Annotated in this window: 12 protein-coding genes and 1 tRNA gene; 3 read left to right on the top strand and 10 right to left on the bottom strand. The window is 71.3% G+C overall.

Annotation, left to right across the window (positions count from 1 at the left end):
• Positions 1-106: 106 nt before the first annotated feature.
• Positions 107-2,200 carry a multicopper oxidase family protein gene (locus ACWGUG_RS09490; RefSeq protein WP_452324506.1) on the top strand — a complete coding sequence of 698 codons (2,094 nt, stop codon included), beginning with the start codon at positions 107-109 and terminating at the stop codon, positions 2,198-2,200.
• A 45-nt stretch (positions 2,201-2,245) separates the two neighbouring features.
• On the opposite strand, the gene ACWGUG_RS09495 is transcribed toward ACWGUG_RS09490, so the two are convergent.
• The 3 genes from ACWGUG_RS09495 to ACWGUG_RS09505 all read right to left on the bottom strand — a co-directional run bounded on the left by ACWGUG_RS09495 (position 2,246) and on the right by ACWGUG_RS09505 (position 4,932).
• Positions 2,246-2,317: transfer RNA gene (locus tag ACWGUG_RS09495), tRNA-Gln, on the bottom strand.
• Between the two features lie 69 nt (positions 2,318-2,386).
• Positions 2,387-3,916 carry a glutamate--tRNA ligase gene (gene gltX, locus ACWGUG_RS09500; RefSeq protein WP_336396889.1) on the bottom strand — a complete coding sequence of 510 codons (1,530 nt, stop codon included), beginning with the start codon at positions 3,914-3,916 and terminating at the stop codon, positions 2,387-2,389.
• Between the two features lie 11 nt (positions 3,917-3,927).
• Positions 3,928-4,932 (bottom strand): LysR substrate-binding domain-containing protein, encoded by a 1,005-nt coding sequence (locus tag ACWGUG_RS09505; protein WP_452324507.1) that lies wholly within the window; start codon positions 4,930-4,932, stop codon positions 3,928-3,930.
• A gap of 81 nt (positions 4,933-5,013) precedes the next feature.
• Here ACWGUG_RS09505 and ACWGUG_RS09510 point away from each other — a divergent pair, with 81 nt between their 5' ends.
• Positions 5,014-6,081 (top strand): aminotransferase class V-fold PLP-dependent enzyme, encoded by a 1,068-nt coding sequence (locus ACWGUG_RS09510; RefSeq protein WP_336396887.1) that lies wholly within the window; start codon positions 5,014-5,016, stop codon positions 6,079-6,081.
• Positions 6,082-6,085: 4 nt separating this feature from the next.
• Here the strand turns inward: ACWGUG_RS09510 and ACWGUG_RS09515 are convergent, their stop codons facing one another.
• The 5 genes from ACWGUG_RS09515 to ACWGUG_RS09535 all read right to left on the bottom strand — a co-directional run bounded on the left by ACWGUG_RS09515 (position 6,086) and on the right by ACWGUG_RS09535 (position 11,961).
• Positions 6,086-7,357 carry an MFS transporter gene (locus ACWGUG_RS09515; protein ID WP_452324508.1) on the bottom strand — a complete coding sequence of 424 codons (1,272 nt, stop codon included), beginning with the start codon at positions 7,355-7,357 and terminating at the stop codon, positions 6,086-6,088.
• Entirely contained in the window at positions 7,350-8,117 is a 768-nt protein-coding gene (locus ACWGUG_RS09520; RefSeq protein WP_336396885.1) for a fumarylacetoacetate hydrolase family protein, read from the bottom strand. The genes ACWGUG_RS09515 and ACWGUG_RS09520 overlap by 8 nt, the downstream gene beginning before the upstream one ends.
• Positions 8,118-8,191: 74 nt before the next feature.
• Complete coding sequence (locus ACWGUG_RS09525; RefSeq protein WP_336396884.1) at positions 8,192-9,298, bottom strand: branched-chain amino acid aminotransferase; 1,107 nt, start codon at positions 9,296-9,298, stop codon at positions 8,192-8,194.
• Positions 9,299-9,359: 61 nt separating this feature from the next.
• A complete protein-coding gene (locus ACWGUG_RS09530) occupies positions 9,360-10,412 on the bottom strand; it encodes a 3-isopropylmalate dehydrogenase (protein WP_452324509.1) in 1,053 nt (350 codons plus the stop codon).
• A 7-nt stretch (positions 10,413-10,419) separates the two neighbouring features.
• Positions 10,420-11,961 (bottom strand): MFS transporter, encoded by a 1,542-nt coding sequence (locus ACWGUG_RS09535; protein WP_452324510.1) that lies wholly within the window; start codon positions 11,959-11,961, stop codon positions 10,420-10,422.
• A gap of 63 nt (positions 11,962-12,024) precedes the next feature.
• Here ACWGUG_RS09535 and ACWGUG_RS09540 point away from each other — a divergent pair, with 63 nt between their 5' ends.
• Positions 12,025-12,570 (top strand): TetR/AcrR family transcriptional regulator, encoded by a 546-nt coding sequence (locus ACWGUG_RS09540; RefSeq protein WP_378883062.1) that lies wholly within the window; start codon positions 12,025-12,027, stop codon positions 12,568-12,570.
• Between the two features lie 18 nt (positions 12,571-12,588).
• Here the strand turns inward: ACWGUG_RS09540 and serA are convergent, their stop codons facing one another.
• Complete coding sequence (serA, locus tag ACWGUG_RS09545) at positions 12,589-14,193, bottom strand: phosphoglycerate dehydrogenase (RefSeq protein ID WP_336396880.1); 1,605 nt, start codon at positions 14,191-14,193, stop codon at positions 12,589-12,591.
• Between the two features lie 140 nt (positions 14,194-14,333).
• Positions 14,334-14,696: a bacitracin resistance protein gene (locus ACWGUG_RS09550; RefSeq protein WP_336396879.1), complete on the bottom strand. Its 363-nt coding sequence runs from the start codon at positions 14,694-14,696 to the stop codon at positions 14,334-14,336.
• Positions 14,697-14,698 lie beyond the last annotated feature (2 nt).

Below are 14,698 nucleotides of genomic sequence, written 5' to 3' on the forward strand. Positions count from 1 at the left end.
GTGCCGTCCGCGGTGGTCGCGAACCGGATGTCTTGCCCCGCCGTCGCGGCGGGCGTACCGTGAGCGCGGAGTGACGTCCGCCTGCTCACTGGGGAGGAAGACGGGCATGGGCGCGGTATCGCGGCGCGATTTCCTGCGGATCACGGGTGGGGCAGGCCTGGGCCTGTTCTTCGTCGGGACGGTCGGCGAGGTGCCGTTCCGCATACCCGTCGCGGCGGCCGGCATCCCGGGCGGCACTCTAAATCCCCACGCGGTGACGAAGTACGCCACCGCACTGCTGATCCCGCCGGTGATGCCGCGCACGGGGACGATCAGCCGGCGCGGCGGGAAGCCCATCGACGTGTACGAGATCTCGGTGCGGCAGTTCGAGCAGCAGATCCTTCCGGCCGGCATGCCGGCGACGACGGTGTGGGGTTACGGACCGGTCGACGGCCGGGGGCGCGACCCGCTCCTCATCCACAACGCCCCGTCGCTGACGATCGAGGCACGCGTCGACAGGCCGGCGCGCATCACCTGGATCAACGATCTCGTCCGCGCGGACGGGACGTACCTTCCGCATCTCCTGCCCGTCGACCCGACGCTGCACTGGGCGAATCCGCCGGGCGGCGTCGACGGCCGCGATTCCCGGCCGATGCACCAGGCCACCCCCGGCCCATACACCGGCCCCGTGCCCATCGTCACCCACGTCCACGGCGCGATCGACGTCGGCGACGAGAGCGACGGGTACGCCGAGGCCTGGTATCTGCCCGACGCTGGGGACATCCCCGAGGGCTACGCGACGACGGGCACCTGGTACGACTTCTTCGCGAGCAAGGCCGCCGCGCGGTTCGACACGCACTGGGAACCGGGATCGGCGACGTCCCAGTATCCGAACACGGGCAGAGCGGCCACGACGTGGTACCACGACCATGCGCTCGGGATGACCCGGCTGAACGTCTACGCGGGGCCGGCGGGATTCTTCCTCCTCCGCGGCGGGCCGGGTGGCGACGACGCCGTGACCGATGCCCGAACGGGCGCCCGAGCCGAGCTTCCGGGACCCGCGCCCCGCGAGGGCGACAAGTTCCCGCCGAACAAGCCGTACCGCGAGATCCCGCTTGCGATCCAGGACAGGGCCTTCGACTCCGACGGCTCGCTGTTCTACCCCGACACCCGGGCGTTCTTCGACGGGGTGGCCGGGCCGTACCTGCCGGACTCCGACATCTCGCCCATCTGGAACCCGGAGTTCTTCGGCAACGCGATCATCGTCAACGGGAACACGTGGCCGTTCCTGGAGGTCGAACAGTGCCGCTACCGCTTCCGGGTGCTCAACGGGTGCCAGTCGCGATTCCTCGTGCTCGACTTCAGCGGGATCCCAGGCGTCGAGGTGTGGGCGATCGGCAACGACGGCGGACTTCTCGCCGCCCCCGTCGACCTGACGTCGACGAACGGCGGTCGCCTGCTGATGAGTCCCGCGGAGCGCGCCGACCTGATCGTCGACTTCTCGAACACTCCCGAGGGCGCGCACGTGCTGGCCAACGTGGGGCCGGACGAGCCCTTCTCCGGCGGGGAGGCGCCGGACGCGTTCGACGTGGCCGATCCCGAGACGACGGGTCAGATCATGCAGTTCCGCGTCGGGCCGGTCCGCTCGCCGGATCACTCCACTGCGCCCCGGTGGCTCCAGCTGCCGTCGCTGCCCCCGCCGCCCACAGCGACGGTCACCCGGCGGCTGGCGCTCATCGAGCGCATGTCGGAGTTCTTCCCCGACGCGCCGGCGGAGGCCCTGCTCGGCACGGTGGCGGGTGACCCGGCTACGGGTCCTGCCGGGTACACCTCGCACGCCTGGGCGGATGAGATCACCGAGAACCCCGACGTCGGAGACGTGGAGATCTGGGAGCTGTACAACGCCACGGGCGACGCGCATCCGGTGCACGTGCACGAAGTCGCCTTCGAGGTCGTGGACCGCCAGGCGATCATCGTGGACGAGGAAGCCGGGACCGTCCAGCTGGTGCCCGGGACCACCAGGGCCGCCGAGCCCTGGGAGAGCGGCGTCAAGGACACCGTCATCTCGTATCCCGGTGAGGTCACCCGGTTGCGGATCGCGTTCGACACGCCCGGGCAGTACGTGTGGCATTGCCACATCGTCGAGCACGAGGACAACGAGATGATGCGGCCCTACCGGATCGGGCCTGTGCAGCCGGGGCAGCCGATGCCGCACCACTAGGCGGCGAAACACGAAACCCCCGGTCATCCGGGGGTTTCTTCACTGCTGGGGTACCTGGACTCGAACCAAGAACAACTGAACCAGAATCAGCCGTGTTGCCAATTACACCATACCCCAAGGCTGTGGGCCGAAGCCGTGCCGAGGATAGAGTCTACGCGACCCCGGCACGTGCTCCAAACCGAGGCGTCACCCGCGCGCGTCGGCGAGCGCGCCGAGCCGGCGGACCGACTCGGCCTTGCCGAGCAGCTCCATCGACTCGAAGAGCGGCGGCGATACGCGACGCCCGCTCACCGCGACGCGCAGCGGCCCGTATGCGACGCGGGGCTTGAGTCCGAGGCCGCCGTCCGCCACCGGCGCGACGAGCGCGGCGGCGAGGGCGTCCTGCACCGCCGCCGCGGTGAAGGCGGTGTCGGGCACACCCTCCAGAGCCGCCACCGAGGCGCGGAGCACCTCGGTCGCGTTCGCGGGCAGCGAGGCGAGGGCGTCGTCCTGGTACGTCACGCGGTCGGTGAACAGGAAGCCGAGCAGGCCCGGCGCGTCGCCCAGCAGCTGCATCCGCTCCTGCACGAGCGGAGCCGCCGCGACGAGCATCGCCTGCTCCGCGGGAGTCGGCGACTTCTCCACCACACCCGCGGCTGCGAGGTACGGCACCAGGCGCGCAGTGAAGTCCTCGGGCCGCAGCATCCGGATGTGGTCGCCGTTGATCGACTCGGCCTTCTTCTGGTCGAAGCGCGCCGGGTTGGGGTTCACGTCGACGATGTCGAAGGCCGCGACGAGCTCCTCGAGCGAGAACACGTCGCGGTCGTGGCTGATCGACCAGCCGAGGAGCGCCAGGTAGTTCAGCAGCCCCTCGTGGATGAAGCCGCGCTCCCGCTGGAGGAAGAGGTCGGCCTTGGGGTCGCGCTTGGAGAGCTTCTTGTTGCCCTCCTCTCCGAGCACGAGCGGCATGTGGGCGAAGCGCGGGATGAACGTCGTGACGCCCGCGTCCACGAGCGCGGAGTACAGCGCGAGCTGGCGCGCGGTGGACGGCATGAGGTCTTCGCCCCGGATCACGTGCGTGATGCCCATGAGCGCGTCGTCGACCGGGTTCACGAACGGGTACAGCGGCACGCCGCCGGCCCGCACGAGCACGAAGTCGGGGAACGAGCCGGCGGGGAACGTCACCTCGCCGCGGATGAGGTCGACGTAGGTGAGGTCCTCGTCGGGGACGCGCAGCCGCCACGCCGGCTCGCGCCCTTCAGCGCGGTACGCCGCCTTCTGCTCGTCGGTCAGGTCCCGGTCGAAGTTGTCGTAGCCGAGCTGCTTGGCGCGGCCGTTAGCCTCGTTGCGCGCGTCGATCTCTTCCGGCGTGGAGTAGCTCTCGTAGACGGCACCCGAGGCGATGAGCTTGTCGAGCACCTCGCGGTAGATGTGGTGACGCTGCGACTGACGATAGGGAGCGTGCGGTCCGCCGACCTCGACCCCCTCGTCCCAGTCGATCTCGAGCCAGCGCAGCGCGTCGAGCAGCTGCTGGTAGCTCTCCTCGCTGTCGCGCGCCGCGTCGGTGTCTTCGATGCGGAACACGAGCTTCCCGCCGTTGTGGCGCGCGTAGGCCCAGTTGAACAGCACGGTGCGGATGAGTCCCACGTGCGGGAGACCGGTCGGCGACGGGCAGAAGCGGACGCGGACGTCCGCTCCGGTGGCGGTGGTGGTGCGGGGATCAGGCGAAGAGGACATCGCCACCGAGTTTAGTTGCCCGCGGCTGCCGCGCCGGGCGCACCCCGGCCGGGCGACCCGCGGTCGGCCGGCATGCCCGGCCAGGCGGCGATCAGGCGGCCGAGCGCCGCCAGCGTCGCGCGCACGGCCGGCACGCGGTCCGCGCCGCGCGCGGTCACCGTGTGGATGGTCCGCTGCTCACCCGCCGGCAGCGGCACGATCGCGACGCCGGGCAGGCGAGGAAAGGAGTCCACGGCCATGCGGGGCAGCGTGGCGACTCCGATCCCCTGTGCGACGAGCCCCTCGACGGCGACGACGTTGTCGGTCTCGAAGGCGATGCGCGGCGCGAAGCCCGCACGACCGCAGAGCTCCAGCAGATGGCCCCGGCAGCGGGGACACCCCGCGATCCAGTCCGCATCGGCGAGGGCGGCGATGTCGAGCTCCCCGGAGCCGGCGGCCGGGTGGCCGGCCGGAAGGACCCCGACCAGCGGATCGGTGCCGGCCGTGCGCACCGCGAGTCCGCGTGCGCTGGAGCCGTGCGGGTCGTCGCGGTCGCCGGGGTAGCTGAACGTGAGTGCGATGTCGGTGCGGTCCCCGCGCACGGCGTCCACCGCCTCCGGAGGCTCCGCCTCGACATACGTCAGCGAGATCCCCGGATGCCGCTGTGCGAGGTCGGCGAGGAGCCGCGGCACGATCGTGGGAGACGCCGACGGGAACCCCATCAGCCGCACGCGCGCGGAGCGCAGGCCTCGCAGCTCGGCGAGCTCGCCGGCCGCGGCATCCAGCGCCGTCGTCACCGCCGTCGCATGCCGGGCCAGGACTCGGCCGGCGTCGGTCAGGCGGACGCTTCGTCCCACCCGTTCGACGACCGCGACACCCAGCCGCTGCTCGAGGCGCTTGATCTGCTGGCTCACGGCAGGCTGGCTGTAGCCGAGCGACGTGGCGGCGCCGGTGATCGAGCCCGCGTCGGCGATCGCTCTCACGACGCGCAGCTCGCGCGCGTCGAAGCCGGGTTCGCCATCGGTGGTGCCGCTCATCCGTCAAGCATAAGTCGACGTTATGAGTCGCATGAATCACCTGCTCTAGACGCACGGGATCGACCAGCGCACCCTGGTGGCATGCCTGCCACCACCGCCCCCTCGCCGCTGGATGCCGCACGTCGGGCTTTCGACGGCGGTCGCGGCTACCTCGCCGCGTGCACGGTCGGCCTGCCGACCCGCGCTGCGCGCGAAGCGATCCTCGCGGATCTCGCGACCTGGGCCGAGGGCCGACCCGACATCGCGGCATACTCCGCGGCCGTCGAGCGCTCGCGTGCGCTGTTCGGGGGCCTGGTCGGGGTGGGTGCCGAGCGGGTGGCCATCGGCTCGCAGGCGTCCGTCGCCGCCGCGCTCGTGGCCTCGGCCCTCCCCGACGGCGCGGAGGTCCTGGTGCCCGCCGGCGAGTTCTCGTCGATCGTGCTGCCGTTCGTCCACGCAGGCCGGGGCATCCGCGTCCGCACCGCCCCGCTGGCGGACCTGGCCGCGCACGTGCGTCCCACCACGACGCTCGTCTCGTTCGCCCTGGTGCAGTCGGCGACCGGTGAGGTGGCGGATGCCGCCGCGATCGCCGCGGCAGCTGCGGAGCACGGGGTGCTCACTCTGTGCGATGCGACCCAGGCGGTCGGCTGGCTCGGAGTGGAGGCATCCGCCTTCGACGCCGTCGTCTGCCACGCCTACAAGTGGCTGTGCGCGCCGCGCGGCGTGTCGTTCCTGACCGTGTCGGATCGGCTGCGGGACCGGATGCGCCCCGCCCAGGCCGGGTGGTACGCCGGCGACGACCCCTGGTCGTCGTGCTACGGCGCCGAGGTCGACCTGGCGCCGGATGCACGCCGGTTCGACGTCTCCCCCGCCTGGCAGGCGTTCGTGGGCGCCGCGCCCGCGCTCGAGCTGTTCGCCGCGCTCGACCCACTGCCGCTGCACGCGCACGCCACCGGGCTCGCCGCGGCGTTCCGCGACGGGCTGGGCATCGCGCAGCCCGAGCGGGCGTCGGCCATCGTCACCTGGGATGACCCCGGCGGCGGCGAGCTGGCCCGGCTGACGACCGCCGGGATCACCGCGTCGGGACGGGCCGGCAGAGCCCGCGTCGCCTTCCACGTGTTCAACGACGCCGACGACGTCGACGACGCGCTGGCGGCGCTGGGCCGCTGAGTGCTCAGCCGGCGGCAGCCGGACGTGTGGACGCGCGCCATCCGAGCGGGGCGAGCAGCACCGACGCGGCGACGAGGGCCAAGACCACCAGCGCGAGTCCGCCGTACCCGATCCCGCCGAGCACCGCGCCCGCGATGATCGCGCCGACGCCGCCCACGATGCTCATGGTGAAGTCGCTGAAACCCTGACGGCGCGTCCGCAGCTCCTCGGACGACGACTCGGTGAGGAGGGTGGACCCCGCGACCGTGGACGCGCTCCAGCCGAGGCCGAGCAGCACGAGGGCGACGGTCACGGCCGTGGTCGAGCTCTGGCCGAACGACGCCGTGAGCAGGGCCGCCGCGAGGAGCGCCTGGCCCACGAGGATGGTCGCGACGCGCCCGACGCGGTCGGCGAGGATGCCGAAGACGGGCGAGAGCACGTACATGCCGGCGATGTGGAGGCTGATCGTCAGTCCGATGATCGACAGCGTGGCCGCCTCGGTGGCACCGTGCGTGAGGTGCGTGAGGTGGACCGGCGTCATGGCCATGATCGACACCATCGTGCCGTGGGCGGCGGCCACGGCGAAGATCGCGTAGCGTGCGGCCACCGGCCGGTCGGCCCGCGCGATCGGGCGGCTGCCGGCGGGAGCGGATGCCACCACCCGCTGGGCCAGCAGCAGCGGGTCCGGCCGCATCGCGACGAGGTACACGACGATCGCGAGGCCCTGCGCGACGAGCGTGAACAGGTACGCCCCCGTCAGCGGCGGCATCCCGATCGCGGCGCCGATGATCTCGCCCGGCCCGGTGAGGTTCGGGCCGAGCACGGCTCCGATCGTGGTCGCCCACACCACGATCGAGAGGTCGCGCCCGCGCGACGCGTCGGTCGCGAGGTCGGCGGCGGCGAAGCGCGACTGCAGGTTCGCCGCCTGCCCCGCGCCGATGACGAGGAAGCCGGCGAGCAGCAGCGGGAAGGCATCGACGGCGACGGCGGCGATCACGAGCCCGACGCCGACGAGCGCGACGGCCATGCCCGTGGTGAGCGACAGGCGTCGTCCGCGCCGCCTCGCGATCGCGGCGAGGGGCACGGCCGTGAGCGCCGTGCCGAACGTCACCGCGGCCGCCGCCAGCCCCGAGAACGCCTCGTCGCCCGAGAGCTCGGCGGCGAGGACGGCGCCCAGCGACAGCGTCGCACCGAACGCGAGTCCCCCGAGCACCTGCCCGAGCGAGAGCACCGCGACGGTGCGCCGCTGCACGCGCGCCACGTCGTCGGCGCCGGGCAGGAGCAGGGTCTCAGGCATCGCGCGCGGGATTGCGGAGTGTTCCGAGCCCCGTGATCTCGACCTCGACGGTGTCGCCCGCGGTGATCTGGCCCACGCCGGCGGGCGTGCCGGTGAGGATGACGTCGCCAGGGAGGAGCGTGAACGCCGCGGAGGCGTACGCGATGATGTCGGCGAGCGAGAAGATCATGTCGCTGATCGGACCCTGCTGACGCACCTCGCCGTTGAGCCGCGTCGTGATGACGGCGGGCCCGTTCACATCGAACTCGGTCTCGATGGCGGGACCGAGCGGGCACGACGAGTCGAACCCCTTCGCGCGCGCCCACTGCCCGTCGGACTTCTGCCAGTCGCGCGCGGTCAGGTCGTTGGCGATGGTGTAGCCGAAGACGTAGTCCAGCGCGTTCTCGGCCGGCACGTTCTTGGCGATCCGGCCGATGACCGCCGCGAGCTCGCCCTCGAAGCTGATGAAGTCCGACCCCTTCGGAAGCATCACGCTGTCGCCGGGACCGATCACCGACGTGTTCGGCTTGAAGAACAGCATCGGCGCCTGCGGCACGTCGTTGCCGAGCTCGGCCGCGTGCTCACGGTAGTTGCGGCCCACGCAGACCACCTTCGAGCGCGGGATCACGGGCGCCAGCAGCGCGACGTCGGCGAGCGGGACGCGCTCCCCCGTCGTCTCGTAGCCCGCGAACATCGGGTCGCCCGCGAGGACGACCATCTCGCCCTCGTCGACGATTCCGAACCTGATGGCGTCGTTGTGGCTGAAGCGCGCGATCCTCACCCGCTCAGCCTAGCGATGCCCCGGACGCGCGAAGCCCCCGGCCGCGCGTGCGGCGGGGGCTTCGCGATCGGGTCTCAGCTGTCCAGGCGCAGGAGCCAGCCGTGCTTGTCCTCGCGACGCCCGTACTGGATGTCGGTCAGCTCCTCGCGCAGCGACAGCGCGAGCTCGCCCGTCGGCTGCTCGTCGACGAAGTCCTTGCCCTTGAGCAGGCCGATCGGTGTGACGACCGCGGCGGTGCCGCACGCGAACACCTCGACGATGTCGCCGGATGCCACGCCCTGGCGCCATTCGTCGAACGAGACGGCGCGCCCCTCGACCCGGTGGCCGCGGTCGCGGGCCAGCTGCAGGATCGAGTCGCGGGTGATGCCCTCGAGGATCGAGTCGGACTGCGGCGTCACGAGCGTGCCGTCCTTGAAGACGAACACGACGTTCATGCCGCCGAGTTCCTCGACATTGCGGTCCTGATCGAGGAACACCACCTGATCGCACTCGTTCTCGTAGGCCTCGGACTGCGGCAGGAGGCTGGCGGCGTAGTTGCCGCCGGTCTTGGCCGCACCCGTGCCGCCCTTGCCGGCGCGGGCGTAGTCCTCGCTGAGCCAGATCGAGACCGGCTGCACGCCGCCCTTGAAGTAGGCGCCGGCGGGCGAGGCGATGACGTAGTAGCCGACCTTGTGCGCCGGCCGCACACCGAGGAACGCCTCTTTGGCGAACATGAACGGACGCAGGTAGAGGCTCTGGTCGTCGCCGGAGGGAACCCAGTCGCCGTCCACGGCGATGAGCTCGCGCAGGGACTGGATGAAGTACGGCACTGGGAGCTCGGGCAGCGCGAGCCGGCGCGCCGACCGCTGGAGGCGGCGGCCGTTCTGATCGGGGCGGAACGTGTGGATCGAGCCGTCCGCGTGGCGGTACGCCTTGATGCCCTCGAAGATCTCCTGCCCGTAGTGGAGCACCGCCGCGGCCGGGTCGAGCGACAGCGGGCCGTACGGCTGGACGCGCGGGCGGTGCCAGCCGCCGCCGGTGGACCAGCAGATGTCGACCATGTGATCGGTGAAGTTCGTGCCGAAGCCGGGGTTGGCGAGGATCTCCTCGCGCTGCTGCGGGGTCTTGGCCTGCAGGTTGCGGTGGACGCTGAACTCGAGCGGGGCGAGTCCGGTGTCGGGATCGGAATCGATGAGGGTCATGACGGCCTGTGCTTTCGTGCGGATCGCTCCGCGAGGAGGGACGGCGCTTGCCGGTTCCAGGTTACGCCTGGAGTCGCCCGGCGATCGCGTCGCCGATGTGCGCGGTGGGGCGGAAGGCGGCGCCCCGGGTCGCGATGTCCTCTTCGACAGCCGTGGTGACGCGCTGTGCCTCGTCGGGCAGCCCGAGGTGGTCGAGCAGCAGCGAGACGGAGAGGATCGCGGCCGTGGGATCGGCCTTCTGCTGTCCTGCGATGTCGGGCGCCGATCCGTGCACGGGCTCGAACATCGAGGGGAACGCGCCGTCGGGGTTGATGTTGCCCGAAGCGGCGAGGCCGATGCCACCGGTGACGGCTCCGGCCAGGTCTGTGAGGATGTCGCCGAAGAGGTTGTCGGTGACGATCACGTCGAAGCGGCCCGGGTTCGTGACCAGATAGATGGTGGCCGCGTCGACGTGGACATAGTCTACGGTCACGTCCGGGTGCTCCTGCGCCACCTCGTCCACCAGCCGCTTCCAGATGCCGCCGGCGTGGACCAGCACGTTCGTCTTGTGCACCAGCGTGAGCTTCCGGCGGCGCCGCTCGGCGAGCTCGAACGCGTAGCGGACGACGCGCTCCACGCCGAAGGCGGTGTTCACCGACGTCTCGTTCGCGACCTCGTGCGGGGTCCCGGTGCGGATCGATCCCCCGTTGCCGACGTACGGGCCCTCGGTCCCCTCGCGGACGACGACGAAGTCGATGTCGCCGGGCTCGGCGAGCGGCCCGGGCACGCCGGGGTAGAGCTTCGACGGACGGAGGTTCACATAGTGGTCGAGCTCGAAGCGCAGCGTGAGCAGCAGCCCGCGCTCGATGTTGGCGTCCTTCAGGCGGGGGTCGCCCGGCACTCCCCCGACGGCGCCGAGCAGGATCGCGTCGTGCGCCTTGATCGAGGCGAGGTCGTCGGCGGTGAGCGTGTCGCCGGTGTCGAGGAACCGCGTCGCCCCCAGCGAGAAGCGCGTCTTCTCGAAGCGGATGGCGCTCCCCGCGGTCACCGCGTCCAGCACCTTCTCCGCCTCGGCGATGACCTCGGGACCGATGCCGTCACCCGGGATGACGGCCAGCTTCACGACACGCGACATGGTGCTCCTACGACTTGTGGCGGGACCCTCCCAGGGTAGTGGCCGCGATGACCCCGGCGATGACGACCAGGGCCGCCCCGATGAGCGCGGTGACGGTCACCCCGGCGTCGAAGGCCGCGGCGGCCGCCTCGAACAGTGCCGCACCGGTGCTTCCGCCGAGCTCGCCGGCCGCGTGCACCGCACCGGCCAGGGTCTCGGACGCGGCCGCGGCCGCGGCATCCGGAATCCCCTCGGGGATGATGAGATTCGTGCGATAGAGCGCCGTGAGGATGCCGCCCAGCACGGTGGTGCCGAGCACCGCGCCCAGCTCGTACGCCGTCTCGGAGACCGCGCTCGCAGCTCCCGCCTTCGCCGGAGGCGCGCTCGAGAGGACCAGCTCGTTCGAGACGGTCTCGGCGGCGCCGATGCCGATGCCGAGCGAGATGAAGGCCGCCACGAGCGCTCCGATGCTCTCGGGTCCGGTGGCGAAGGCCACCGCGATGTACCCCGCGACGGAGAACACCAGCGCCACCGGCACGACGATGCGTGCAGGCCACCTCTTCGCGATCGGCACGACCACGAGTCCGGCCACGATCATCATCGCAAGACCGGGAACGAGCGCGAGACCCGCCTGCATCGGCGAGAGACCGACGATCAGCTGCAGGTGCTGCGCCACGAAGAACAGGAAGCCGACGAGCGCGATGACGCTGAGAAGGTTGACCATGAGCGCACCGCTGAAGCTCCCCCGACGGAACAGGCGCATGTCGAGCATCGGCGTGCGCGCGCGCAGCTGTCGCCGCACGAAGAGCACGCCGAAGGCCAGCCCGGCGAGCATCGGCAGCCACGCCGCGACCGCGAAGCCGTGCACCGCGAGCTCCTTGATGCCGTAGACGATGGGGATCATCGTCGCCATCGAGAGCGCGATGCTGAGCGGGTCGATGCGGCCCGGCTTCGGGTCGCGGCTCTCGGGCACGAGCAGGGGCGCCAGCACCAGGAGCGGGATGAGCACGGGCACCGAGAGCAGGAACACGGATCCCCACGAGAAGTGCTCCAGCAGCAGACCGCCCACGATCGGGCCGAGCGCCGCGCCCGCCGAGAACATCGCGGCCCACACCGCGATCGCCAGCCGCCGCTGGTCGCGGTCGGTGAAGATGCTGCGCAGCAGCGACAGCGTGGACGGCATCAGCATCGCGCCGAACACGCCCATCCCCGCCCGCGCGGCGATGAGCCATGCGGCACTCGGTGCGAAGGCGGCGAGCACGGACACCGCGGCGAACCCGGTCGCGCCGAGGAGCAGCATCCGGCGTCGTCCGAACCGGTCGCCGAGCGTGCCCATGGTCACCAGCAGGCCGGCGAGCACCAGCGGATAGGCGTCGATGATCCACAGCTGCTGCGCGCTGGTCGGTCCCATCTCCAGCGCGATCGACGGCAGCGCGAAGCTGAGCACCGTGTTGTCGACCGAGACGAGGAGCACCGGCAGCATGAGCACGACGAGCGCGGCCCAGCCGCGCCGGCCGACCCTGCGACCCTGGGCGTCGGCGAGCGAGAGTTCTTGAGTGAGTGTCATCATTTCTATACCGTCCAGCCGGTATAGTAACAGGATGCCGCCTGCGCTGTCGATACGATCGACGCCATGAGTCGCCCTCCCCTCGCCCGCGAGAAGGTGCTCGACGCCTTCGAGCAGATCCTCATCGAAGAGGGCGAGCGCTCCGCGACGATGGATGCCACCGCGCGCGCTGCGGGCGTGTCGAAGGGCGGGCTGCTCTACCACTTCGGCACCAAAGAGGCCCTCGAGTCGGCGATCATCGACCGCCTGCAGACCCTGGTGGCGGAGGATGTCGCCGTGATGATCGCGGCCCCGGAGGGGCCGATCGCGTACTTCCTGCGCACATCGGTGATGGCCAACGACCCCATCGACCGCGCGATCCTCGCGACGTCTCGCCTCGCGCAGGGCGGAGACGCTGCGGCCAGCGACGCGCTGCGCGACGTGCGCGAGCAGTGGGCGGCGGCTCTTCGGCCCCACACGAAGGACGCGGTGGCACTCGACCTGGTGATGCTGGTGAGCGACGGGCTCTACTTCAACAACGCGCTCTCGGGCGGCTCGATCCCGGGGCCCGTCCCCCGCGGCCCTGCGCTCGACGCGCTCATCGCCCTCGTCGAGGACGCCACGCGGCGGTAGCGGCCCTCCGCGCGCCGCTCAGTCCTCGGTGACCTCGATGCGGCGGAACAGGTCGGCGCCCACCGCTTCACGCATCTCGTCGAGAAGGCCCTCGGGAACCGGCGAATCGACGGTGAGCACCGAGAGGGCGCGACCGCTGGCGTCGGCCTGCGCGACCTGGAGTCCCGCGATGTTGATGCCGGCGCTGCCGAGCTTCTGGCCGTAGATCGCGACGATGCCGGGGCGGTCGGCGTAGCGCATGACGAGGTGGTGACGCTCGATGGGCACCTCGATCTCGTAGCCGTTGATGCCGACCACCTTGGGCACCATGCGCGTGCCGGCGAGTGTGCCCGCGACCGTGAGGACCGAGCCGTCGGCGAGCGTGCCGCGGAGGATCGTGATGTTGCGGTACAGCGGGCTCTCGGACTCGACGATCAGCCGGGTCTCGATGCCGCGCTGCTCGGCGAACAGCGGCGCGTTGACGTACGAGACGTTCTCGCTGACGACGTTCGCGAGGATGCCCTTGAGCGCGGCGAGGCGGTACACGCTCACGTCGTAGGCCGCCAGCTCGCCGCGCACCTCGATGTCGAGGCTGGTCAGCGCGCTGTGGGCGAGGCCGGTGAAGAACTGCCCGAGCTGCTCGACCAGCGAGATGCCGGGACGCACGAAGGGGTCGATGACGCCGCCGGCGACGTTCACGGCGTCGGGCACCAGGTCGCCCTCGAGGGCGAGCTTGACCGACTTGGCGACCGAGACGCCCGCCTTCTCCTGCGCCTCGTCGGTCGAGGCGCCCAGGTGCGGTGTCACGACGACGTTGGGGAGGCTCAGGAGCGGGAAGGCGGTGCCGTCCTCGGCGGGGGGCTCGCTGGTGAACACGTCGAGACCCGCGCCGGCGATCTCGCCGTCGGTGAGGGCGGTGTGCAGGGCCTCCTCGTCGATGAGGCCGCCGCGGGCGACGTTGACGACGAACGCGGTCTTCTTCATGAGGCGGAACTGCTCGGCGCCGATCATGCCCGTCGTCTCGGGGGTCTTGGGCATGTGGATCGTGACGAAGTCGCTCTGGGCGAGCAAGTCGTCGAGCTCGAGCAGCTGCACGCCGAGCTGCTGGGCGCGCGTCGGGGTGACGTAGGGGTCGTACGCGACGACGCTCACCCCGAAGGCCTGCAGGCGCGCGGCGATGAGCGCGCCGATGCGGCCGAGGCCGATGATGCCGACCGTCTTCTCGAAGAGCTCGGTGCCGGTGTACGCGCTGCGCTTCCACTGCCCGGCGGCCAGCGACGCATGCGCGGCGGGGATGCGCCGGGCGAGGCTGAGGATGTGCCCCACCGTCAGCTCCGCGGCCGAGATGATGTTCGACGTCGGCGCGTTGACCACCATGACGCCGGCGGTGGTCGCCGTCTTGATGTCGACGTTGTCGAGTCCCACGCCCGCGCGGGCGACGACCTTCAGCACGGGCGCCGCCGCGATCGCCTCGGCGTCGATCTTCGTCGCCGAGCGGATCAGCACGGCGTTCGCGTCGGCGAGGGCCGACAGCAGGGCCGGCCGGTCGGTGCCGTCGACGTAGCGCACGTCGAAGTCGGGACCCAGGGCGTCGATCGTGGCGGGAGAGAGCTCTTCGGCGATGAGGACGACAGGCTTCGGCACGGGTGTTCCTTCGGGGCGGTGCGCGAGCGCGCGGAGCAGGGCGGAGCGGATGCCGCGCCGCACGCCGTCGGGGGCGAGGCCTGTGCCAGCCTACCGCCCGCGCAGGCGGACGCCGGACCGTGTGACGGCGCCGGACGCCGTCAGCCGAGGAAGGACGCGGAGTTGAGCGTCGTGTACGCCACGACGTTCAGCCAGAACACCGCCACCAGCGCCAGGCCCGTGATCATCACGAGCAGCAGCTCATGCGGCGCCCGCCGATAGCCGATCGCGAACGCGGCGCCCCACACGAGCAGCGGGAACACCGCGGCGAAGATCCAGATGAACCAGCCCAGGGCGTTCAGTGTGAGACCCGCGTCGCCGAAGACCTGGATCGTGGTCACGAGGTTGCCGACCGCGTTCCACACCGCGTACGCGTAGAACAGTCCCACCGCGCCGCAGATGACGGCGACGAGCCAGGTCGGCGTCCGCCCCTTGCCCGCACGCGGGGCTGTGGCATCCGTCACGT

It is taken from the genome of Microbacterium sp. NPDC055455 (assembly GCF_053619935.1).